This window comes from Rhizobium alarense (assembly GCF_021555155.1).
Taxonomy (GTDB): Bacteria; Pseudomonadota; Alphaproteobacteria; order Rhizobiales; family Rhizobiaceae; genus Rhizobium_D; species Rhizobium_D alarense.
Window position 1 is genome coordinate 13551 of record NZ_JAKGBU010000058.1, and the last position, 21074, is coordinate 34624.

21 protein-coding genes are annotated in these 21074 nt (G+C 65.2%); 7 read left to right on the plus strand and 14 right to left on the minus strand.

Annotated elements, in window-relative coordinates:
* Position 1: 1 nt before the first annotated feature.
* The 6 genes from LXM94_RS17540 to LXM94_RS17565 form a co-directional block, all read right to left on the minus strand.
* The gene (locus tag LXM94_RS17540) at positions 2-817 is read right to left on the minus strand and encodes a carbohydrate ABC transporter permease (protein WP_235772767.1); all 816 of its coding nucleotides are present in this window, start codon (positions 815-817) and stop codon (positions 2-4) included.
* A complete protein-coding gene (locus tag LXM94_RS17545; protein ID WP_235772768.1) occupies positions 814-1710 on the minus strand; it encodes a carbohydrate ABC transporter permease in 897 nt (298 codons plus the stop codon). Before LXM94_RS17545 ends, LXM94_RS17540 begins: the two co-directional genes overlap by 4 nt.
* A 104-nt stretch (positions 1711-1814) precedes the next feature.
* Positions 1815-3083 carry an ABC transporter substrate-binding protein gene (locus tag LXM94_RS17550; RefSeq protein ID WP_235772769.1) on the minus strand — a complete coding sequence of 423 codons (1269 nt, stop codon included), beginning with the start codon at positions 3081-3083 and terminating at the stop codon, positions 1815-1817.
* Between the two features lie 130 nt (positions 3084-3213).
* Positions 3214-4260 (minus strand): LacI family DNA-binding transcriptional regulator, encoded by a 1047-nt coding sequence (locus LXM94_RS17555; RefSeq protein WP_235772770.1) that lies wholly within the window; start codon positions 4258-4260, stop codon positions 3214-3216.
* A gap of 190 nt (positions 4261-4450) precedes the next feature.
* A complete protein-coding gene (locus LXM94_RS17560) occupies positions 4451-6121 on the minus strand; it encodes an amidohydrolase (RefSeq protein WP_235772771.1) in 1671 nt (556 codons plus the stop codon).
* 164 nt (positions 6122-6285) lie between these two features.
* Complete coding sequence (locus LXM94_RS17565) at positions 6286-7143, minus strand: urea carboxylase-associated family protein (protein ID WP_235772772.1); 858 nt, start codon at positions 7141-7143, stop codon at positions 6286-6288.
* Between the two features lie 151 nt (positions 7144-7294).
* Here LXM94_RS17565 and LXM94_RS17570 point away from each other — a divergent pair, with 151 nt between their 5' ends.
* A complete protein-coding gene (locus LXM94_RS17570) occupies positions 7295-8182 on the plus strand; it encodes a LysR substrate-binding domain-containing protein (RefSeq protein WP_235772773.1) in 888 nt (295 codons plus the stop codon).
* Here the strand turns inward: LXM94_RS17570 and LXM94_RS17575 are convergent.
* On the minus strand, positions 8179-9753 hold the full coding sequence (locus tag LXM94_RS17575) for a diguanylate cyclase domain-containing protein (protein ID WP_235772774.1): 1575 nt from the start codon (positions 9751-9753) through the stop codon (positions 8179-8181). The two genes, LXM94_RS17570 and LXM94_RS17575, sit on opposite strands and share 4 nt — an antisense overlap.
* Positions 9754-9876: 123 nt before the next feature.
* Complete coding sequence (locus tag LXM94_RS17580; RefSeq protein ID WP_235772775.1) at positions 9877-10773, minus strand: SMP-30/gluconolactonase/LRE family protein; 897 nt, start codon at positions 10771-10773, stop codon at positions 9877-9879.
* 113 nt (positions 10774-10886) lie between these two features.
* Here LXM94_RS17580 and LXM94_RS17585 point away from each other — a divergent pair, with 113 nt between their 5' ends.
* Positions 10887-11279 (plus strand): GlcG/HbpS family heme-binding protein, encoded by a 393-nt coding sequence (locus tag LXM94_RS17585; protein WP_268965163.1) that lies wholly within the window; start codon positions 10887-10889, stop codon positions 11277-11279.
* An 18-nt stretch (positions 11280-11297) separates the two neighbouring features.
* On the opposite strand, the gene LXM94_RS17590 is transcribed toward LXM94_RS17585, so the two are convergent.
* A complete protein-coding gene (locus tag LXM94_RS17590) occupies positions 11298-12329 on the minus strand; it encodes an L-idonate 5-dehydrogenase (RefSeq protein ID WP_235772776.1) in 1032 nt (343 codons plus the stop codon).
* Between the two features lie 10 nt (positions 12330-12339).
* On the minus strand, positions 12340-13287 hold the full coding sequence (locus LXM94_RS17595; protein ID WP_235772777.1) for a 2-hydroxyacid dehydrogenase: 948 nt from the start codon (positions 13285-13287) through the stop codon (positions 12340-12342).
* Between the two features lie 87 nt (positions 13288-13374).
* On the opposite strand from LXM94_RS17595, the gene LXM94_RS17600 reads away from it, so the two are divergent.
* The 5 genes from LXM94_RS17600 (at position 13375) to LXM94_RS17620 (ending at position 16970) form a co-directional block, all read left to right on the plus strand.
* A complete protein-coding gene (locus LXM94_RS17600; RefSeq protein WP_235772778.1) occupies positions 13375-14130 on the plus strand; it encodes an SDR family oxidoreductase in 756 nt (251 codons plus the stop codon).
* Positions 14131-14143: 13 nt separating this feature from the next.
* Positions 14144-14641 (plus strand): gluconokinase, encoded by a 498-nt coding sequence (locus LXM94_RS17605; protein ID WP_235772779.1) that lies wholly within the window; start codon positions 14144-14146, stop codon positions 14639-14641.
* Positions 14631-15518 (plus strand): NAD(P)-dependent oxidoreductase, encoded by an 888-nt coding sequence (locus LXM94_RS17610; protein WP_235772780.1) that lies wholly within the window; start codon positions 14631-14633, stop codon positions 15516-15518. Before LXM94_RS17605 ends, LXM94_RS17610 begins: the two co-directional genes overlap by 11 nt.
* Positions 15515-15850 carry a hypothetical protein gene (locus LXM94_RS17615; RefSeq protein ID WP_235772781.1) on the plus strand — a complete coding sequence of 112 codons (336 nt, stop codon included), beginning with the start codon at positions 15515-15517 and terminating at the stop codon, positions 15848-15850. Before LXM94_RS17610 ends, LXM94_RS17615 begins: the two co-directional genes overlap by 4 nt.
* Positions 15851-15974: 124 nt before the next feature.
* A complete protein-coding gene (locus LXM94_RS17620) occupies positions 15975-16970 on the plus strand; it encodes a LacI family DNA-binding transcriptional regulator (RefSeq protein WP_235772782.1) in 996 nt (331 codons plus the stop codon).
* A 97-nt stretch (positions 16971-17067) separates the two neighbouring features.
* On the opposite strand, the gene LXM94_RS17625 is transcribed toward LXM94_RS17620, so the two are convergent.
* The 4 genes from LXM94_RS17625 to LXM94_RS17640 all read right to left on the minus strand — a co-directional run.
* Positions 17068-18168, minus strand: a complete 1101-nt coding sequence (locus LXM94_RS17625) for an ABC transporter substrate-binding protein (protein WP_235772783.1) — start codon at positions 18166-18168, stop codon at positions 17068-17070.
* Positions 18169-18205: 37 nt separating this feature from the next.
* Positions 18206-19270 (minus strand): ABC transporter permease, encoded by a 1065-nt coding sequence (locus tag LXM94_RS17630; RefSeq protein ID WP_235772784.1) that lies wholly within the window; start codon positions 19268-19270, stop codon positions 18206-18208.
* A gap of 19 nt (positions 19271-19289) precedes the next feature.
* Positions 19290-20786, minus strand: coding sequence for a sugar ABC transporter ATP-binding protein (locus LXM94_RS17635; protein WP_235772785.1), 1497 nt, complete (start codon positions 20784-20786; stop codon positions 19290-19292).
* A gap of 62 nt (positions 20787-20848) precedes the next feature.
* The coding region (locus LXM94_RS17640; protein WP_235772786.1) for a hypothetical protein at positions 20849-21074 on the minus strand (226 nt) is incomplete at its 5' end.

Here is a 21074-nt window from a genome sequence, read left to right on the forward strand (position 1 = left end):
CCTATTTCACTGAGCCCAGCATGCCCTGGACGAACTGGCGCTGCATGACGAAGAAGACGAGGAGGGTGGGCAGCGTGGCGAGGATCGTGCCGATCATGACCATGCCGTAGTCGGGGTAATAGGCCGAGGCGAGCGACGAAACGACGAGCGTGATGGTCTTCGTCTCGTTCGATTGCAGCACGATCAACGGCCAGAGATAGTTGTTCCAGTTCGTCATGAAGACGATGACGAAGGCGGCTGCGTAGGTGGAGCGCATCACCGGAACGTAGATGAAGAGGAAGATCTGCCACTCCTTCAGGCCGTCGACCTTGGCGGCGTCGCGCAGTTCCGTCGGAAAGGCCTTCGTCGACTGGCGGAAGTAGAAGATGATGAAGGCGGAGGCGACGGTCGGCAGCATGATCGCGATATGTGTGTTGATGAGCCCGGTCTTCGCCATCATCATGAAAAGGGGGATCATGAGCGCCGCGAAGGGCACCATCAGCGTCAAAAGCACGAACGAATAGATCCGGTCGCGCGCCCTGGATTTGAACATTTCGAATCCGTAACCGGCGAGCGACGACACGGTGATCGTCAGTACCGTGGCAAGAACGGCGACCTTGGTCGAATTCCAGAAGACGAGCGGCACGTCGACCTGGGCGAAGAAGTTCGCAACGTTCGTCGCGAAGGCTTCGCCGACACTGACCTTGCCCTTGATGATATCGATCGAGGTGTTGGACGAGCTGATCACCATCCAGAGAAACGGAAAGATCGAGAGGAAGGCGGCCACACCGAGAAAGGCATACTGCAGCGCCGAGCCGAAGAGACGCGAGGCGTTCATGACCGGTCCCTCGCCGCGTAGAACTGGAGGAAGGACAAGAGCGCCACCATGATCACGATGACATAGGAGATCGTGGCCGCGTAGCCGAAGCTCGGCATGAAGCGGAAGGTGAGGTTGTAGATGTAGAGCGACAGCGTCAGCGTCGAGTTCGCCGGGCTTCCGCGCCCCTCCGTGAGATTGTAGACCTCGTCGAAGAGCTGAATCGTACCGATCGTCGAAATGATCGTGGTGAACAGGATCACGGGCTTCAGCATCGGCACGGTGATGTGGACGAAGCGCGCCCAGGCCGGCACGCCGTCGATCCGCGCCGCCTCGTAGATCGACTTGTCGATGTTCTGCAGGGCCGCGAGATAGAAGATCATGTTGTAGCCGGTCCAGCGCCAGGTGATGGCGAGGATCACCAGCACCTTCGCCCAGAAGGGCTCGGTCAGCCAGCCGATCGGCGAGGACACGAGGCCGGTCGCCATCAGCGCGGCGTTCACGACGCCGTCGACGGAAAACATGCTCTTGAAGAGAACGGAATAGGCGACGAGCGAGGCGACGCAGGGCAGGAAGATCGCCGTGCGGAAGAAGCCGATGAATTTCAGCCGGTCGTTGTTGAGCACGGCGGCGAGCATGAGCGCCAGCGTAATCATGATCGGCACCTGCACCACGAAGAAGGTGACGGTGTTGGTGAGCGCCTGCAGGAAGACCGGATCGTTCCAGAGCCGGACGATATTTCCGAAGCCCGCGAACTTCAGCATCATGCCCTTGCCCGAGAAGAAGGACAGATACAGCGAACGGGCGATCGGATAGACGAGGAAGATCGAGATCAGCAGGATCGACGGCGCGATGAACAGCCAGCCGTTCAGATCATAGTACCGTTTCAATCCGCCCGTTCTGCCGGCTGCCATGGGACGACCCTTCGCGCAAGGGGTGACGGTTCGGAACGCCTGCGGCCGACGAGCCGCAGGGCGCCCGGGAGGACGGCAGGCGGACTTCGCCTGCCGGTCGCTGACTACTGGATCTGGCCTTCGGCCTGCCCCTGGATCACCGTCAGCACCTCGTCGACGGAGGCACCCTTGGCAAGGTCGGGCAGGTGCGCCGTGACGGCGGTATCCACCTCATTGGTGAAAACGCCGTAGTTCACCGACGGGATCTTGGCGAGCCAGTCGGAGAAGTTCTGCCAGACCTTCTCGCCGCCGAAGAAGGCGTCGGCCTCCGAATAGGCAGGGCCGGAGCGCGCGGCGAGCAGGGAACCGACGGCACCGCGCTCGGTCAGGATCTTCTGGTAGAAGTCGACATCCTTGGCGTAGATCTCGTTCAGGAAGTCGATCGCCTCGTCCTTTTCCGCCGAGCTCTCGGTAACGTACCAGCTCGAGCCGCCGAGGTTCGAGGCATGCGATGCGCCTTCGACATCGAGTTTCGGGATGGGCGCCACGCCCCACTTGCCGGCCTGGTCGGCCTGCGCCTTGACCGTACCGGTGATCCAGACACCGGTCGTCACCGTCGCCACGTCGCCGGACGTGAAGGTCGCGACCCATTCTGTCCAGCCGGCCGCCGGCTTGTGGATATTCGCCTGCAGGATCTTCTGCTCGGTTTCCAGCGCGGCCTTCAGCGCCGCGTTGCCCTCGATCGCCAGATTGCCGTCCTTGTCGAAATACCAGCCGCCGGCAGATTGCATCAGGATGCGGACGAAGCCGGCATCGTTGACGTCGAGGCCGAGCATCTTCTTGCCCGTCTTGGCTTCCACCTCCCTGCCGATCTCGACAAAGCGGTCCCAGGTGAGGTCCTGCATGTCCTCGGGCTTGAAACCGGCCTGCTCGAGATAGTCCTTGCGGTAGTAGAGCCCGGTCACGCCGGAATCGAAGGGCATTCCGTAGACCGCTCCATCGACGGTCATGAGCTCGACCTTGTAGGGTGCAAAACCGGAGAAATCGATCTTGCCCGACAGTTCGGCAAAGGCACCCGGAAAGGACTGAAGGTATTTCTGCGCGCCGTAGTCCTCGATCAGCACGATGTCCGGCAACGCATCGGTCGTGCCGGACGAAAGCGCGGTCTGCAGTTTCTGCTCCACGTCGGCCTTGGCGAAATCGACAATGTTGAAGGTGGTGTCGGGATGTTTTGCCGTGTAGCGGGCAGCCGCCTCCTTCATGATGGCGACGTTGAAGTTCGGGTCCCAGCACCAGATGGTTACTTCCCCGGCGAAGGCAGCCGTGGACGCGAGAAAGCTCGCGCCGGCAAGCGTGGCGGCCGCGAAACGCGACAGAATCGTCCTGCGATACATGATTTCCTCCCTGGAAATTGTGGCGTCACGGTCTCCTCCCCGGCCGCCTGCGCAAGGTTTACCGAAAATCGGAAAACAGGCAAGTAAAATTTAGTAAATATTTATCGCGCCAAGGGGAGCCGCGCCGTCGTCAGGATTGCGGCGGTCTGCGGCAGCTTTCACGCCAGACCATTTCCGTCGCGATGCGCACTTGTTTGCCGTAGGCGCGTCCCGCGAGGCGTTCGAGCAGCAGGTCGACCGCCACCTCGCCGATATGCTCTCCGTGAATGCGCACGGTCGTCAACGGCGGTGTCAGGAACTGCGCGACCGGGATGTCGTTGAACGAGATGACGGCGACGTCGTTCGGAATCGACAGGCCGAACTCCTGGATGGCCCGATAGGCGCCGATCGCCATGTTGTCGTTGGACGTCACGATCACGTCGGGCCGGTCGGCAAGGGAAAGAAGGTCGCGGGCGAGCCGATAGCCGGTTTCGAGCCGCAGGCTCTGCCCCGACGAACAATCGGCGAGCGCCAGAAGATCCGGGTCGAAGGTTGCGTTTGCCCTTTGCCATTCGATATAGGCGGCGCATCGGCGTTCGGCAAATGGCTGCACGGCGCCGTTCAGGCGCTCGTGGCTGCCGATGAAGCCGATGCGGCCGTAACCGACCGCCTTCAGGGCGTCGAGAATCTTGGTCGTCGCCAGTCCCATGTCGGAAAAGACGCTGTCGATCCGATCGATCCGCGGGTCGAAATCAGCAAAGACGACATGCCGCGCATTCTGCTCAAGCCAGGCGATCTCCTGATTGGAGTGTTTGCCGATGACGATTACGCCGGAGGCACCCTCCAGCAGCGCTGCTTCCGGCAAGACATCGGAGTGGAAAACCTTGACGATCTCGGTCTTGAGTTCCCGGCACCGGGTCTCGATGCCCAGCCGCACCCCGACATAGTAGGGGTCGGCGATCTCGTCCGACGGCTCGAGGAAATGCACGATGACGAGCCTGGTGAGCAGGCTTGGCGCGGTGTGCCCGTTTCCCTTGTTGCGATTGCGCGGCGTCTCGTAGTTCAGCGCTTCGGCCGTCTCGATGATCGCCTGCCGCTTGGCCGGGGAAATCGACAGCGCCGGGTCGTAGTTCAACACCCGCGACACCGTGGCCGAGGACACTCCGACGGCTCTCGCGATTTCCTTGATCGTTACCATCCCACCATTCCAATCCTGCGGCTTCCACTCTGCCACGGCAGGCCAATTGGGGGAATAGATTTCAGTAAATTTTTACTAACACCTCGGCGATCCTGGCCCCCGATTCGTCATAACCGAGCACGCGCTTGCCCTCAAGCCGGCATGCTCTCCTGAAATGCCGGGCGCCAAGGCACAGTTGCAGCCGAAGACCTCACGCCTGGTAGGTGATGCGGCCGTCGCAGATGGTCGTCACCGGGCGAATATCCGCCAGGCGATCGGACGGTGCGGCCTCGACGTCGCCGGACAGCACAACCATGTCCGCGAGATAGCCCGCCTTCAGCATGCCCTTGCGGTCTTCCATAAATTCGACCCAGGCACCGGTCCGAGTGTAGGCGGCGAGCGTTTCGAAGAGTGAAAGGCGCTGGTCCGGCAGGTTCTGCGACCAGGGTTTGCGGCACATGGCCTCCTGGATGCAGGCCATGGGGTCGAGCGGCGTGACCGGCCAGTCGGTGGCGAAGACGATGCTGGCGCCGGCGTCGGCGAGCGTCCTCCATGCGAAGGCATAGGGCCAGCGCTCCTCACCGATGAAGCCGAGATAGGGCTCGAGCGACATGCCGGCGCTCCCAGGCGGATGGGTCGGCTGCATCGAGGCGACCGTGCCGAGTTCGGCGAAGCGCGGAATGTCGTCGGGGTGAACCACCTCGATATGTTCGATCCGATTGCGGCTGTCGCGCCGGCCGTTCGCCTCCATCGCCTTCTCGTATCCGTCCAGCACCATGCGGACCGCGCCGTCGCCGATCGCGTGCACGGCGACCTGCAACCCAAGCCGATCGGCCTCGGTCGCGATCGTGTCGAAATGCTCCTGGCCGAACAGCGGCTCGCCCTTCCAGCCCGGCCTGTGGGTATAGTCGTCGATAAAGACGGCGGTCTCGCCTTCCGTGACCCCGTCCATGAATATCTTCACGAAGTCGCAGCGCAACCGGTCGCCGGAAAAGCGCGCGCGCCACGCCGCCGCCTTGTTCTCGATATCGGTAAGCGGCATGAAATTCTTCATGTGGAAAGGAATACGGATGCGCACCGGCAGGCCGACGGTCTTCTCGATCTCCTCCATCATGTCGAGCTGATAAAAATTGCCGTCCATGTTCTGGATCGAGGTGATGCCGAGGGAGGCGCAATAGGCGAGCCCCCGCTTGAGCATTTCGATGTCGCCGGCGCGCTCGTCCGCACTGACATTTTCGGGCTCGCCGCCCGTGCCGATGCCCAGCATCTCGCGGCCGCCCGTTTCCCCGAGTGCGGTGACGGGGCGGATCGCATTGCTCTCGCGCAACTCGCCGCTTGCGAGCCCGTCCTCGCCCATGACGATCTCGTTGCCGACACCGACGTCGCGTCCTTCGAGAAGGCCGGCCCTCGTGAGCGCGATCGTGTTCGCCCAGGCCGTATGGTGATCTGCCGCTACGAGAAGGAGCGGTCGGTCCGGCAGGATGCGGTCGAGATGGTGACGGCTGAGACGCTCGCTTTCCGAGATGACGGCATAGTCGGCGTGTTGGGCGATCAGCAGGCGCCGGTCGGGGTTGGCCGCGGCATAGGCGCGGACGGCCTTTTCGAGTGCGGCGTAGCCCCTCAGGCCGTAGAGCGACAGTTCGGTCAGTTCCACCGCCCCCCCGAAGATGTGCATATGTGCTTCGTTGAAACCCGGCAGCACCGTTCCGCCGCGCGCATCCAGGATATGCGTATCCGGTCCGGAAAAGGCGTCGATCCCTGCTTCCGACCCGACGGCGAGGATGCGGTTGCCGGAAATCGCGATTGCGCCGGCGCGAGGATTGGCGTCATCCATCGTGAGGATACGCGCGTTGCGAATGATGAAGCTCGCTTCGGCCTGCATGATGAACGGCCCTCGGGATTGTGTCGTCGAAGCGCATGCCGCACGGAATGCGTATGCAGGCGAAGTGGCGCCGTTTCACGCGGCCGTCAAGGGATTTCCACCGGCGCGTTGGACACCGACCACCGCTGCCGTGAACATCGGGCGGGATGTCCCTGCGGATACGGCTAGCCGTGCGTGCGGGGATAGGCGTTCTCGCGGGGCGGCGCCCATCCGGCGAGTGCACCCGGCTCGGGCCTGAGAACCTCGACTTTCAACGGATAGCAGGCGACCGTATCGCTCGAATGGGTTTCGCCGCAGTCGCCGCCGGGACAGGCCGACAATGCGCCGACGAGGTCGATCTCGGCGAAAAGTTCGAGGAAGTCGCCCGGCCGCACGGGACTCGCCTTCATGAAATACTGGTGCGTGTCACGCGTGAAGCCGGTGCACATGAAGACGTTCAGCACGTCATGCACGTGCGGCTCGGCCTCGGCGAGCGAGAGGTCCGCGGCAGATGCCAGCGCGCGCGTCAGGTTCGAGTGGCAGCAATTGTGATAGTCGCTCCCCTTCAGGAGCCGGTTTGTGTAGGGGTCGCAACGCGTGCCGATGACGTCGTGCACGCCGGCACCGTCATCGTCCCAGCCGTACCAGCCGAGCGTGTCGTGCGTTATCGTCGCCATGGGACGCAGGTAGGGCAAGGTGCTCCAGAGGCGATCCCCGACACCGACATGGGTGGCATGCAGCGCCCGCGTCTTGCCGCTGAAGAACCGCTCGGCAAGATTGCCGGCGTTCCACAGGTTGAGATCGCCGACCTGCGGCCCATCGATGCTGACGATGCGGAAAAAATGTCCCTGCGGCACCCGGAAGGCGCGCGCGTCACGCGGCGGCACCACAATCTCGTCCACCGTCGTCAGCCCCTTGCGGGCCGCGCGCAGGAGATCGAGATCGGCGATCGGCAGCGTCTCCACGGGATAAACGACAACCCGGCGCCTCTTGCGGCGCTCCGCCGCATCCGACGGAACCACCAGGTCGCTTGTGCTGTGCATCTCGTTTGCTCCTTCACGCCCGCCTTGACTTCTGGCCCGCCCCGCCGGACTGGAGAGGTGGCGGAAGGCACCGTCGGTTCTAGCAGGGTCTCTCGTCCTTGCAACGGCGAACCTTCTTGCCCATTGGCTAAGCATGACTTAGTCATGCTTCATGGATCCGCTTCCCCTCGCCTCCCTTCGCGCCTTCGAGGCCGCCGCGCGCCATGAGAACTTCGTCAGAGCCGCCGCCGAGTTGCGCCTGACGCCCGCCGGCATCAGCCAGCATGTGCGGGCACTGGAAAGCCGGCTCGACGTGACCCTGTTCCTCCGTCATCCGCGCGGGGTCTCGCTCACCGCGGCCGGGCGCGAGTTCGGAATGGCGGTGTCGCATGGGCTTTCCCACATCGAGGAGGCCGCCCGGCAATTGAGGCGCGAGGCGAAAGGCCGCACGGTCCGCGTCGCCTGCATCCCCTCGATGGCGACTCGGTTCCTCGTACCCCGCCTGCCGTTCTTCGGGGCCGCGCATCCCGACATTCGCGTCAACGTTCTCTATGCCCTAACGGCCAAGACGCCGGAAGCGGCGGATGCCGACCTCCTGATCTGCCACGGACATCGGCCGACCCCGGCAGCAATCGCCCTGCTGCCCGCCGAAACGCGGCCGACCTGTTCGGCGGACTTCCGGTCGCGCCACGGTCCGTTCGCAGCCGCGGCAGACCTTCTGAAGGCGGACCTTCTGCACGACGAGACCACGGACGCCTGGCCGCGCTGGTTTGCGGCCGCCGGTATCGGGACCCCGTCGAAGGCCGGCCCGGTCTTTGCGGATTTCAACCTGATGATCGGATCGGTGATCGGCGGCCAGGGAGTTGGCCTGTGCCCGACTGCGTTGGTCGCCGACGAGATCGCGAACGGCCTGCTCGTCACGCTGTTCGACACGCCCTCGGATACGGACAAGGCCTATTGGCTGGTGGAGGCCAGGGCCGCGTCGCGCGAGGCGCGGACGCTGCGCGACTTTCTGGTGTCGACGGATATGCCGAAACGGGCGGCAAGCGAAGGCCCCTAACCCGCTTCGGCGCGCCGCGGTGCGTCCTCCGGGTCACAGGCACGGCACCAGCCGTTGCGACCGGCAGCCTTCGCCCGGTAGAGCGCCCGGTCGGCGGCCTGAACGATCGCCTCGCCGTCCACGCCGTCCCGGGGCGCGGCAGCAATACCGATGCTGACGCCCAGGCGGATCGGCAGGCCGCGCACCGTGAAGGCCGGCTCGAAGGCGGATACGCAGCGTGCGGCGAGTTCGTCGCCCGTCGTGCCGTCACCGGCCGCGAGTATCGCGAATTCGTCGCCGCCGAGCCGTGCCACGAGATGCCCGTGCGCTACCTCCAGCAGTCGTTCCGCCACCATGCGCAGCACTTCGTCGCCGGCGGCGTGGCCGAAGGTGTCGTTGACCGGTTTGAAGCCGTCGAGATCAAGGCAATAGACGAGCACGCCCGCTTCGCCGCCGTGCCGCAACGCGTCCTCGAGACTCTTGTAGAACTGGATGCGATTGGGAAGCCCCGTCAGAACGTCGTGATGCGCGAGGCGCGTCGCCTCCCGCTCCGCCAGCACGCGGTCGGACACATCGGCGACCGTCAGCAGCAGGCGGCGCTTCCCGCCTTCCCGCAAAAGGCGCACATAAATAAGCACGTGGCGCTCGCTTCCATCCGCCGTGGTCTGGCGCCACACGGTTCGTCCCTCGCAGTCGCTGTGCAGCGCCCGCAGCGTCGCAGCAAAGGTCTGCGCCTGATCCTCGGCGTGCATGTCGAAGGCGTGCTTCGACGGGAGGCCATCCGTCCCGCAACCGTAGAAATCGATCGCGGCCCGGTTCGCCTGAAGGATCGCGAGGCTATCGCCGTCGCACAGCAGCATGGGCATCGGATTGGCATCGAAGAGCTGCGCCAGCCACTCCTCGCGCTGCTTGAGTTCGGTGATGTCGATGCGCATGCCGATGGCGCCGCCGTCCGGTGTTCGCCGATCGTCATGCCGCAGCCAGCGGCCGTCGCGCAGCTGCTGCTCTTCACGCGACGAGGGCTGGCGGAATTTGCGCATGCGCTCGCGAAGCCAGATTTCGCCTTCGTCGACCACTTCCGGCATCCGGCCGCTCGCAAGGCTCAGCCGCAGGATATCCTCAAAGCCGATACCAGGCCGGAGATCCGCGGCGATGTCGTCGTAGAGTTCGGCATATTTTTGGTTCCAAAGGACATAACGATCCATGGCATCGAACACGCATACAGCCTGCGGCAGCATCTCGATGACATAGCGCAGGCGCCGGTTGGCTTCCTGCTCGGCAAGCTCCTCGTCCCGTGCGCGCTGCGCCGGCTCGATCAGGATGGCGGTGGCCGGTCCGTCGGTACCCTGCCAGCGCATCGGCAGGACACGGTAGAGGCGGTTGCCCGCCCCGGCGATCCGGACGACGTCATCGGTGGAGGCCGGCCATTCCGGAAGCAGCTTGGTTACGGCTCGTCCGAGGATGTCGCCAACCGCGCATTCGAAGATTGCCTGCGCGCCGGAATTCGCGAAGACGACCATGCCGGACGCGTCTGCGACGAGCGCCGCAAGCGGGCACGCCTCCAGGAACGCTCTGATCTCCGGCCCAAGCATCTATACCTCAGCCCTGCAAAATCGCGTCGACCTTGACGCGAATGCTCCTGTTTAGCAGGCGAAAGTAAAGGAAGGGATATCCCGGAGACCGGCGGTTCCGGCCGGAGATCCGGGCTCTGGCTCCTAAAGGGTGCCGGCGCCGACGCGGTTGAGCGTGACCGCGTAGAGACTCGTCGAGGCCGTGATGAAGAGCCGATGCTTCGCCCGGCCGCCGAAGCAGACATTCGAGACGACCTCCGGCACCAGGATCTTGCCCATGATATGGCCGTCCGGAGCGAGGCAATGCACCCCGTCGGCAGCCGACGACCAGAGGTTTCCGTCGGTATCGAGACGGAACCCGTCGGCGCAGCCGGGCGAAATTGCGTGAAACACCTCTCCGCCGGACAGCCTTCCGCCTTCCGCCACCGTGAAGGCGCGGATATGCTGTGGGTCGGATCCGAACATGCGGCCGGTATCGGCGACGTAGAGCCGTGTCTCGTCCGGGCTGAAGGCGAGCCCGTTCGGGCAGGCAAAGTCCGTCAGCATCGCCTCGATCGAGCCAGAGGGATCAACCCGGTAGACGTTGCAGGGCAGTTCCTGTTCCGAGCGGTAACCCTCGTAGTCGGTCATGATGCCGTAGTGCGGATCGGTGAACCAGACGGCACCGTCGGAGGTGACCACGACGTCATTGGGCGAGTTGAGACGCTTGCCCTGATAGCGGTCCGCGATGACGGTCACCGACCCGTCGAGCTCGGTGCGCGTGACGCGTCGGGCGCCGTGTTCGCAGGTCACGAGCCGGCCTTGCCGGTCGCGGGTGTTGCCATTCGCATAGTTGGACGGTTCGCGAAAGACGGAGATCCCGGCGCCCGGCATCCAGCGCAGGATGCGGTTGTTCGGTATGTCCGAGAAGAGCAGGCACCCGGCGTCGCCGAACCATACAGGACCTTCCACCCAGTCGAAGCCGGTCGCGAGCTGCTTGACCGGGGCGTTGCCGAGAACGAAGGACGAGAAGCGGGGATCGACCACTTCGAAGAACGACATCAGGATTTCCTTTCCTCCCGGAGAGCCGGGATGTTACCGATAACGACGGGATTGTCACCCGGCCAAGCCACGATGAAGGCAGACAGAATGAACATCACGAAGCCACCAGGGTATTGACCGACGACGCGGTGCTTGCCCTTCTCACCGCTGCCCGCAAGGCGGCGGCCGGGATGGGTCAGCCCCAGTGCATCGTCATCGTCGACGCGAGCGGCGTGACGCTCGGTCAGCTGCGCATGCGCGGCACCCGTTTCCTGTCGCTGAAGAGCGCCGCGGCCAAGGCGCGCACGGCTGCCTCCATCGGTGCGCCGAGCGACACGATTGCCGAAGCCGCGCGGCCGCTGATCGCCGCCGCGACGGGCGGTGACGTGACGGGGCTTGCCGGTGGCCTTCCCATCCGCGTCGCGGGAGCGCTCGTCGATGGCATCGGCGTCGGCTCGGGCAGCGGCGCGCAGGACGTCGACGTCGCGCGGGCCGCCCTGCTTGCGATCGGCGCCGATCTACCCTGACGACGACCCGCCCGTCGCTCAGGCGAAGGCGATCTGCGCCTTCATCGCTCGGCTGCGATCTGTCGCAAGCTCGAAGGCTTCGACGGCACGGTCCAGCGGAACGGTGTGCGTGATCAGCGGCTTGACGTCTATGAGGCCCTTGCGCATCAGCGCGACACCCGTGGCAAACTCTTCGTGGAAGCGGAAGGATCCTCGGAGATCGAGCTCCTTCGCCGTCACGGCCATCATCGGCAGGTTCATGTCGCCGCCGAGGCCGAGCTGTACGATCACGCCGCGCGGCCGCATGGCGGCGATCGCAGCGACGAGCGCCGGCTGCGCTCCGGAGCACTCGTAGAGGACATCGAATGTCCCCTTGTCCGCGCTGAAGGCTGCGAGCGCGTCAGGCTCGTCGCGCATGTTGATCGTCCGGTCGGCACCGGCGGTGCGGGCGAGCGCGAGCGTGAAATCGGACAGGTCCGTTGCAATGATCTCGGCGGCGCCGGCACGCCGCGCGGCAAGGATCGACAGCACGCCGATCGGCCCGCAGCCGGTCACCAGCACGCGCTTGCCGAGCATCAGGCCGGCCCTGCGGGTGGCGTGCAAGGTCACCGCAAGCGGCTCCGCCATCGCCGCCTCGCCGGGGCTCAGCCCGTCGGCAGGCACACACTGGATCGCATCCGCCACCAGGACTTCGCGAAAGGCGCCCTGGATATGCGGAAACGGCATGGCGCTGCCGTAAAAACGCATATGAAGGCACTGGTTAGGCAGGCCCTCGTGGCAATAGCGACAGGCCCGGCAGGGCCGCGAAGGCGAAACGGCGACGAGCTGTCCGGGTTCCAGTCCGGTGACCCCCTCGCCAAGCGCATCGACCCGGGCCGAGACCTCGTGGCCGAGGATCATCGGCTCGCGCAGGCGAACGGTGCCGAAGCCTCCATGGTTGTAATAGTGCAGGTCGCTGCCGCAGATGCCGCCGGACGCAAGGCGCAGGCGCACCTCTCCCCTGCCCGGTTCTTCCTCGGGGCGATCCTCGATGCGCAGATCCTTCGGACCGTGGACGACGATGGCTTTCATGTTCGCCTCCTCAAAGCACCGGAGTCAGCAATGGCTGACCGGCGAAATGGGCGGCAAGATTGTCGCGCACGAGTTTGCCCATCGCCTTGCGGGTTTCGAGGGTTCCGGACGCGTGATGCGGCTGCAGCAGGACGTTGTCGAGCGCGAGAAAGCGCGGGTTGAGCGCCGGCTCTCCCTCGAAGACGTCGAGCGCTGCCGAGCCGAGCCGGTTGCCTTCGAGCGCATCCAGCAACGCGTCTTCGTCGATGTTGGAGGCGCGCGAGATGTTGATCAGCATGCCCTCCTCGCCGAGCGCGGCAATGACGTCGCGGCCGACGATGTGGCGCGTGGCGGCAGACGCCGCGAGCGTCACGAACAGGAAATCGGATCGCTTGGCCAGCGCAACCGGGTCCTGCACGAAGGTCCAGCCCTCGGCATAGGGCTTCTCCGAGACATCGCTGTAGGCGATGTCCATGTCGAAGCCTTTCAGACGCTTCGCCACCTCGTATCCGATGCGCCCGAGGCCCAGCACGCCGGCGCGCCGTCCCCAGACGCGACGCTTCAGCGGATAGAGGCCCTTGGCGGCCCAGCTTCCGTCCCTGACCCATCGCTCCGCACCAACCATGCCCCGGGACAGGCAGAGCATCATGGCGACACCGAGATCGGCGACGTCGTTCGTCAGGACGTCCGGCGTGTTGGTGACGCGAATGCTCCGGTCCCGGCAGGCGGCAAGATCGACCGCATCGAACCCCACCCCATAGACGGAGATCAATTCGAGTGCCGGACAGGCTTCGATCATCGTCCGGTTCGCGCCAAGTTCGCCCCGCGTCGCGATCGCGCGAACCCGTCCGCCGACCTCCGCCAGGAAGGATGGCTTGTCGTCCGCCTCAAAATAGCGGTGAACCGTAAACGCCTCCTGCAACGGCGCCTCATCCCATTGCGGATAGGGGCCGACCTGGAGAATTTGGGGCTTGTTCATTAACGGGTCTCCCTCCCTTGACTTTGAATGGTATCGATAACATAACCAGAGCGACAAGCATTGTCGAGACGGGATGCGGGAGGAAAAATGAGCCAGGCCCTGTTCGATCTCACGGGACGGCGCGCGCTGGTGACCGGGTCGTCGCAAGGCATCGGTTTTGCCCTGGCGCGCGGCCTTGCCGAAGCAGGCGCAGAGATCGTGCTGAACGGCCGCGATGCCGCCAAGCTCGCTGCAGCGGCGCGGACGATCCCAGGCGCCCGCCAACTCTCTTTCGATGCGACGGATCATGCAGCGGTTCGTACTGCCGTCGACGACTTCGAGCGGCATATCGGGGCGATCGACATTCTCGTCAACAATGCCGGCATGCAGCATCGCACGCCGCTTGAGGACTTTCCGGCGGACGCTTTCGAGCGGCTGCTCCGCACGAATATCTCGACGGTCTTCAATGTCGGCCAGGCGGTCGCCCGCCACATGATCGTACGCGGCACCGGTAAGATCATCAACATCGCCAGCGTGCAGACCGCACTCGCCCGGCCCGGCATCGCGCCCTACACCGCCACCAAGGGAGCCGTCGGCAACCTCACCAAGGGCATGGCGACCGACTGGGCGAAATATGGACTGCAATGCAACGCCATCGCACCCGGCTATTTCGACACGCCGCTGAATGCCGCCCTTGTCGCCGACGCCGACTTCTCGGCCTGGCTCGAGAAGCGCACGCCGGCCGGTCGCTGGGGAAAGGTCGAGGAACTGGTCGGCGCCTGCATCTTCCTCGCCTCCGACGCATCCTCCTTTGTGAACGGACATGTGCTCTATGTCGACGGCGGCATCACGGCCTCGCTTTGAGGCTCCGCGACGCATGCTCCTGATGGGCGTTGCGGGCTGCGGCAAATCGACGGTGGGCGTCGCGCTGGCGGAACGTATCGGGGCCGTCTATCTCGATGGCGACGTGCTGCACCCGCCGGAAAACATCGCCAAGATGAGCCGCGGCGAGCCGCTCGACGACGCGGACCGCTGGCCGTGGCTGACGCTGGTCGGCCGGTCGCTTGCAGCACCGGCAACACCCCTCGTCGTCGGTTGCTCTGCGCTGAAGCGGCGATACCGCGACCACATCCGACTCGAGGCCGGGGCATCGGTTGCGCTCATCCACCTTGCCGGGTCGCGCGATCTCATCGCCGCGCGCATGACGGCGCGAACGGGCCATTTCATGCCAGCGGCGCTGGTGGAGAGCCAATACGCCGCGCTGGAGCCGCCAGGCTCAGACGAGAACACGATCGATGTTGACATCGACCAGCCCATCGACGCGATCATCGATCGCATCGCTCGGCTTTTGGGAGGAACGGAACATGACGAATAGGGTGGCACTGCTCGGCGCCGGCGCGATGGGTGGCGCTATCGGCACGCGGCTCCTGCAGACCGGCAACCGCCTTGTGGTTTTCGACCTGGACAGGACGAAAGTCGAGACGCTTGTCGAAAAGGGCGCGAGCGCCGCAGCCAGCGCCGCCGAGGCCGCAGCCGCGGCCGACCACGTGATCCTCAGCCTCAATTCCGCACGGATCGTGCATCAGGCGGTCTTTGGTGCAGGCGGCGTCGCTGACGGAGCGCGGGCCGGCACACTGATCATCGACATGTCGTCGATCGATCCGGAAGCGACGCGAGCGCTGGCCGCAAATGCCGCCGCCAGGGGTCTGCGATGGGTCGACAGCCCGCTTTCCGGCGGGGCGCCGAAGGCGCTAACCGGCGAACTGACGCTGATGGCGGGCGGCGAGAAACAGGACGTTGACGACGCTTACGCCGTTCTGCGCCACGTCGCCTCCAACTATACCCATATGGGTCCTTCGGGCGCCGGGCAGACGACCAAGCTGATCAATCAGGTGCTGTGCGGCCTGAACTTCCTGGCCGTTGCCGAAGCGACGCAACTGGCGCTCGACGCCGGTGTGGATGCTGCGAAGATCCCGATGGCGCTGAAAGGCGGCCGGGCGGACAGCGCCATCCTTCAGGAATACATGCCCCGCTTCGTGGCGAAGGACTACCGCCGCACGGGCCGCATCGACAACATGGTCAAGGATCTCAACGGCGCGCAGGATCTGGCACGCCTGACCAACACGGCCATGCCGCTCACCGCCACCTGCGCCGAGGTACACCGCATGCTGACCGCAGCCGGCCTTGGCGGCGAGGATCAGGCGGCGCTGATGGAATATTTCAAAGGCCCCAACAAGGATATCGCACGATGATCACACGTTACGCCCTTTTCGAAGGCAAGGTGAAGGACGGAGAGACCGAGGCGTTCCGCGCCGCCGTGCTTCAGGACATCCTGCCGAAATGGAAGGCCTTTCCGGGTGCGCTCGACGTACGCGTGACCTTCGCCGATGCACGCGACGAGGGTGCGCCCGAAATACCGATGATTCTCGCCATCAACTATCCGGACCTCGCCGCCGTGGAGGCGGCGCTGTCCAGCCCGGCGCGCACGGCGGCGCGGGCGGCGACCGAGGCGGTGATGGCGCGCTTCTTCGATGGAAGAATTCACCACCACGTCACCCAGGCCAACGAATTCCCGCTGACCTGACAGCCGCGGACCCTCGGGTCCGGGACCGGCGCAAAAGCCCTTGCCTTCAACGGGCAATCTCGCTGTATTGCGGTTGATAACGATACCATGGACGCCGATGCAGACCACGGGAAAACCACCGACTATGGCCGACGTCGCCCGCCGGGCGGGGGTCTCGCCGATGACCGTGTCCCGGGCGTTCAAGAGCGACACATCGATCAACCGGGACACGCGCGAAGCGGTGCTGCGGGCAGCCGACGAACTCGGCTACGTCTTCGACAGCACCGCCGCAAATCTCCGGTCGCAGCGGACGGACTTCGTCGCGGTCACCATACCGTCCATCAACAATGCCAATTTCGCCGACACGGTGCGCGCGCTGTCCGAGGGCCTGTCGCAACGCGGGCTTCAGATCCTGCTCGGCCACACCAACTATGACACGCGCGAGGAAGAGCGCCTGATCGAGCAGTTGCTGCGGCGCCGGCCGGAGGCGATCGTCGTCACCGGCGGAAAGCATACCGCGCGCGGACGGCAACTGCTGAACAATGCCCGCATTCCCGTCATCGAGACCTGGGACCTGCCGGAAGACCCGATCGGCCATGTGGTCGGCTTCTCGAACGCCCAGTCCGTACGGGAGATGGTCGATCATTTCGTCGTCGCCGGCTACGAGCGCATCGCCTTCATCGGCGGCGACGCCGACCGCGACACGCGTGGCACCGACCGACGGGCGGGATTCATCGCGGCCATGAACCATCACGGGCTGGACGCGACCCGCCTCATCGCCGCGGGCGCCCCGCCGATCTCCATGCGCGAGGGGGCCAACTCGATGGGGCGTCTTCTGGAGACCTACGGGGACACGCAGGCGGTGATCTGCGTGTCCGACCTGTCGGCCTTCGGCGCGCTCACCGAATGCCAGCGTCGTGGCATCGCCGTGCCCGACCAGATGGCGATCGGCGGTTTCGGGAATTACGAGATCGGCGGCATCTGCGTGCCGAGCCTCACCACCATCAACGCCTTCGCCCGCGAGATCGGAGAAAAGACCGCCGCGCTGATCATCGACCTTCTGGATGGAAAGCGCGAGGCCGGCGAACCAGCCCGCCTCGTCATCAAGCCCGACCTCATCGTGCGCGAGAGCACGCGGTAGAGCCCATCGGGCAATCTGCGCGTTTCGAGGATGGTGTAAAGGGATTCAACGCGGCCCCGGGACACCGTTCGCGGCATCCCGGGGTGCGGGAGGACTGTTACATCTTGCCCCAGAGCTTCTTGTATTCGTCCCGATAGCCGTTGTCCGGGTCGAAGGTGTTCTTCGGTCCACCGTCGAATTCGACATTGTCGGCGGTGACCACGTGGAGCGGCGACAGATAGCCGGACCAAGGCTCGCCGGCAAAGGCACGGTTCAGCTCATCGACGAGCTGCCAGCCCTGCAGGTTCAGCGGCTCCGCCACGGTGACCTTCTGGAACTGGCCGGCGCGAATGCGCTGGTAGGCCGATTCCGAACCGTCGCCGGCTGCCACGTTGATCGGCGCGTCCGACCCGCCCTTCCCGGCAGCCGCAAGCGACGGTCCCATGAAGTCGAAGTAGAGGTCGTTGATCGCCAGCGAATGCGTCCACGTGTCGCCGTAGCGCTGCAGCAGCGACGTGGTGAGCGTCGGCATGCGCTGCGAAGTCTCGGCGATCGGCGTGTCGACATATTCGAGCACGGTGCCACCGAGGCGCTCGACCTCCTCCTTCATCTTGTCCGCCTTGGCGATGGCGATCGCATAGGTCGAATCCGTGAAGATGACGACACCGAGCTTGCCCTTGGCATCGACATAGGCCCAGTTCGCAGCGGCCTTGGACACTTCCATCGCGTCGGTGCTGACATTGGTGAAGAGACCGTTTTCCTCGTCCGGACCGATCACCGGCCCGGCGTGCCAGGCGACGAGCGGTATGCCCGCCTTCTTGGCTTCCGCCATGGACGGCGCCTGCTCCACGGCATCGAAGCCGTTGATGATGATGCCGTCGGGCTTCAGCGCCATCGCCTGGCCGAAAGCCGCCGTGCGTCCGCCGATCGAGCCGGCGCCGTCGATCACCTTGACCTGCCAGCCGATGGCCGCCGCTGCCTCTTCGACGCCGGTCGTGACGCCGAGAATGCCTCCGTTCTTCAGGTCACCGGCGAGCACGACGATCGTCTTGCCCTCCTGCGCCTTCGGGCTCGCCTTCGGCCCCTCCCAGGCCGTAACGCGCGTCGCATATTTCTCGACGATCGCCGCGGCATCCGACATGCCGTCCGCAAGCGCCGGACCTGCCACCAGCAGTGCCATGACGGCTACGGAGCTTCGGATCAGAGTTCTGCGTTTCATGTTTCATCCTCCCGTTGAAAATCGTGTGGTGAACCGGTCAGGTCGTCTTGGACGGCAGCGGCGCTCGTCCGGGCACCGCCGCCTTTCCGGCCGCGCCGCGCTTGCGCTGGGCGTAGCCGGCGATACCGATCGCGACCAGCAGCGTGACGCCGTTGAACAGCGGCTCGACGAAGAACGAGCCGCCGAACTGCTGGATGCCGGAAATGCCGACGGCGAGAATGACGACACCCGTGATCGTCCCCCAGACATTGACGCGGCCCGGCTTGATCGTGGTGGAGCCAAGGAAAGCGCCGACGAGCGCCGGCAGCAGATATTCGAGCCCGACGCTCGCCTGGCCGATCCTGAGCTTGGACGCGAGCAGGACGCCGGCAAGCGCGGCAAGCGTGCCCGAGGAGACGAAGGCGCCGATGACGAAGCGGCGCACCGGTATGCCGTTCAGCGCCGCCGCCTTCGGATTGGCGCCGATCGCATAGACGTAGCGGCCAATCGGCAGGTATTCGAGAACGAGCCAGAGCGCGAGCGCGACGGCGAGCACATAGAAGCCGGTGATCGGCAGGCCGAACACCATCGTGCCGTTCAGGGCATAGAAGCCGTCGGGCAACACGCCCACCACCTGCCGGCCGCCCGTGTGCCAAAGCGCCAGCGCATAGAGGATCGTGCCCGTGCCGAGCGTGGCGATGAAGCTGTCGATGCGGGCGACTTCGACGAGAAGGCCGTTGAGGAACCCCGTGGCGGCGCCGAGCAGCAGCACGATGAGCACCGCGAGCGGCCACGGAATACCGTACATCGTCTGCAGGCTGATCGCCAGAATGTGCCAGAGCACGATTCCATAGCCAACCGTCAGATCGATGCGGCCGGAGGCCATCGGGATCATCGCGGCAAGCGAGAGCAGCGCGATGATCGCCTTGTCGGACACGACCGACCGCAGGTTGAGAAGCGTCGGGAAGGTTGTGGGCAGCAGCACGGAAAAGAGCAGGATCAGGAAGGCCGTCAGGATCACGAGGCCGTAGACCGGGATAAAGCGCGCGATCTTCTGGCCGGTGGTCAGGCCCGAAAGCTCGCTGCGCGTCGGCTCGAGTGCGGTGGATTCGATGGATTGCATGGTCTTCTCCCGTGGACCTTCAGGCGGCTTCGGACGCCGAAGCAGCGGAAATGACGGCGGAGGTCGTGAGCGCGTCCCCCTCGAGCTCGGCAACGATCCGTCCGCGCGAGAAGACGAGCGCCCGGTGGCAGATATGGGCGATTTCCTCGAAGTCGGTCGAGACGACGACCACGGCGAGACCTGCTTCGAGCGCCCGGGCGATCAGCCGGTAGATCTCGGCCTTGGCGCCGACGTCCACGCCGGCGGTCGGATCCTCCGCCACGAGCAGCCGCCGTCCGGTGGCGAGCCAGCGCCCGACCACGACCTTCTGCTGGTTGCCGCCGGACAGCGCCTCGATTGGGAGGCTCTGGTCGTTGGGGCGCAACCCGACGGTTTCCCCGACGCGTCGCGCCCGCTCCGCCTCGTTGGCGGGTGACAGGAACGAGAAGAGGCCACGCCCGGAGGCGCCCGGATTGAGAAAGGTGTTTTCCCGCAGCGACAGTGACATCGCGACGGATTCCTCGGTGCGGTCACGGGCGACGAGGCCGATCCCGGACCGCATCGCGGCAACCGGGCTGGCGAGATCCGGTGCGACACCGTCCAGATGCACCGTGCCGCCGAAGGGCTCGCAGCCGAAAAGTGCGCGGCCGATCAGCTCCTGCCCGGCGCCGCGCAGCCCGACGAGGCCGAGAAGTTCATTCCGGCGGACGTCGAAGGAAACGGGACCGATCGCGCCGGACGTCAGATTCCGCGCGGACAGGACCGCAGGTCCCGGCGTGCAGGCCGCCTTCACGAAAAGCTGATCTGCCGGACGCCCGACGATCATCTCGATAAGGTCGTCCGGGCGCGTTTCGACGACCGGGCGCTGGCCGACGAGCTTGCCGTCGCGCAGCACGGCGACGCGATCGGCGATGCGGAAGATCTCGTCCAGCCTGTGCGAAACATAGATCATGCCCACGCCCCTTTCCTTGAGCGGGCGGATCGCGTCGAACAGCCGTTCGACCTCGTCGGCCGGCAGGCTGGCGGTCGGCTCGTCGAGCACGAGCACGTCGGCCTCGACGGCGAGTGCGCGGGCAATGGCGACCAGCGACTTTTCCGTGCGGGTCAGGTCCTGGACCCGGGTGCTCGGATCGAAGTCGCAGCCGACGAGACGCAGCGCCTCGCGGGCACGATCCTCGGTGCGCCGCCAGTCGATCAGGCGCGAGCGCAGGGAGAACCCTTGGGCCAGGCCGACATTCTCCGCGACCGTCATCCACTCGATCAGGCCGAGATCTTGGTGAATGAAGGCGACCGGCTGACGGGTGTTGGGTCTGGGCGGACGGTGGCTGTAGGGTTCGCCGCGAAAGAGGATCTGGCCGTCGTCCGGCCTGTAGATGCCCGCAAGGGTCTTGATCAACGTCGACTTGCCGGCACCGTTCTCGCCAAGAAGCGCCAGGATCTCGCCCGGCAGCAGGTCGATCGAGACATTGTCGAGCGCCCGCGTACCGCCGAAGACCTTGGTGATGCCCCGAAATTCGATGAGCTTGCGCGCCTCCATCCCGTGCTCCTCCCAAAGCCCAACGGTACGATTTCAACTTTATGGTATCGATAACATAATCGTCAAGCCGCAATTTTCGAACCTGAAGCCCGCCCTTGGCGATGAAGCGGCTCACCGGACGAATCGGCCCGGGAAGGGAGGAGGATGAGGCCCACCAGCCAGCCAAAATCCGCCTTGTCCTGCCGGACCCGGCGACACACCTTTCCAAAGGCGCAGGAACCCGGCCGTCTGGCCGGGTTCCGCAGGGCGTTCGGTGTGGTGCGGCGGCTCAGGCGGCCATGGCGGTCC

Coding starts and splice junctions, on each gene's coding strand:
- LXM94_RS17540 (WP_235772767.1), bottom strand. CDS start 817: ATGAACGCCTCGCGTCTCTTCGGCTCGGCGCTGCAGTATGCCTTTCTC.
- LXM94_RS17545 (WP_235772768.1), bottom strand. CDS start 1,710: ATGGCAGCCGGCAGAACGGGCGGATTGAAACGGTACTATGATCTGAAC.
- LXM94_RS17550 (WP_235772769.1), bottom strand. CDS start 3,083: ATGTATCGCAGGACGATTCTGTCGCGTTTCGCGGCCGCCACGCTTGCC.
- LXM94_RS17555 (WP_235772770.1), bottom strand. CDS start 4,260: ATGGTAACGATCAAGGAAATCGCGAGAGCCGTCGGAGTGTCCTCGGCC.
- LXM94_RS17560 (WP_235772771.1), bottom strand. CDS start 6,121: ATGCAGGCCGAAGCGAGCTTCATCATTCGCAACGCGCGTATCCTCACG.
- LXM94_RS17565 (WP_235772772.1), bottom strand. CDS start 7,143: ATGCACAGCACAAGCGACCTGGTGGTTCCGTCGGATGCGGCGGAGCGC.
- LXM94_RS17570 (WP_235772773.1), top strand. CDS start 7,295: ATGGATCCGCTTCCCCTCGCCTCCCTTCGCGCCTTCGAGGCCGCCGCG.
- LXM94_RS17575 (WP_235772774.1), bottom strand. CDS start 9,753: ATGCTTGGGCCGGAGATCAGAGCGTTCCTGGAGGCGTGCCCGCTTGCG.
- LXM94_RS17580 (WP_235772775.1), bottom strand. CDS start 10,773: ATGTCGTTCTTCGAAGTGGTCGATCCCCGCTTCTCGTCCTTCGTTCTC.
- LXM94_RS17590 (WP_235772776.1), bottom strand. CDS start 12,329: ATGAAAGCCATCGTCGTCCACGGTCCGAAGGATCTGCGCATCGAGGAT.
- LXM94_RS17595 (WP_235772777.1), bottom strand. CDS start 13,287: ATGAACAAGCCCCAAATTCTCCAGGTCGGCCCCTATCCGCAATGGGAT.
- LXM94_RS17600 (WP_235772778.1), top strand. CDS start 13,375: ATGAGCCAGGCCCTGTTCGATCTCACGGGACGGCGCGCGCTGGTGACC.
- LXM94_RS17605 (WP_235772779.1), top strand. CDS start 14,144: ATGCTCCTGATGGGCGTTGCGGGCTGCGGCAAATCGACGGTGGGCGTC.
- LXM94_RS17610 (WP_235772780.1), top strand. CDS start 14,631: ATGACGAATAGGGTGGCACTGCTCGGCGCCGGCGCGATGGGTGGCGCT.
- LXM94_RS17615 (WP_235772781.1), top strand. CDS start 15,515: ATGATCACACGTTACGCCCTTTTCGAAGGCAAGGTGAAGGACGGAGAG.
- LXM94_RS17620 (WP_235772782.1), top strand. CDS start 15,975: ATGGCCGACGTCGCCCGCCGGGCGGGGGTCTCGCCGATGACCGTGTCC.
- LXM94_RS17625 (WP_235772783.1), bottom strand. CDS start 18,168: ATGAAACGCAGAACTCTGATCCGAAGCTCCGTAGCCGTCATGGCACTG.
- LXM94_RS17630 (WP_235772784.1), bottom strand. CDS start 19,270: ATGCAATCCATCGAATCCACCGCACTCGAGCCGACGCGCAGCGAGCTT.
- LXM94_RS17635 (WP_235772785.1), bottom strand. CDS start 20,786: ATGGAGGCGCGCAAGCTCATCGAATTTCGGGGCATCACCAAGGTCTTC.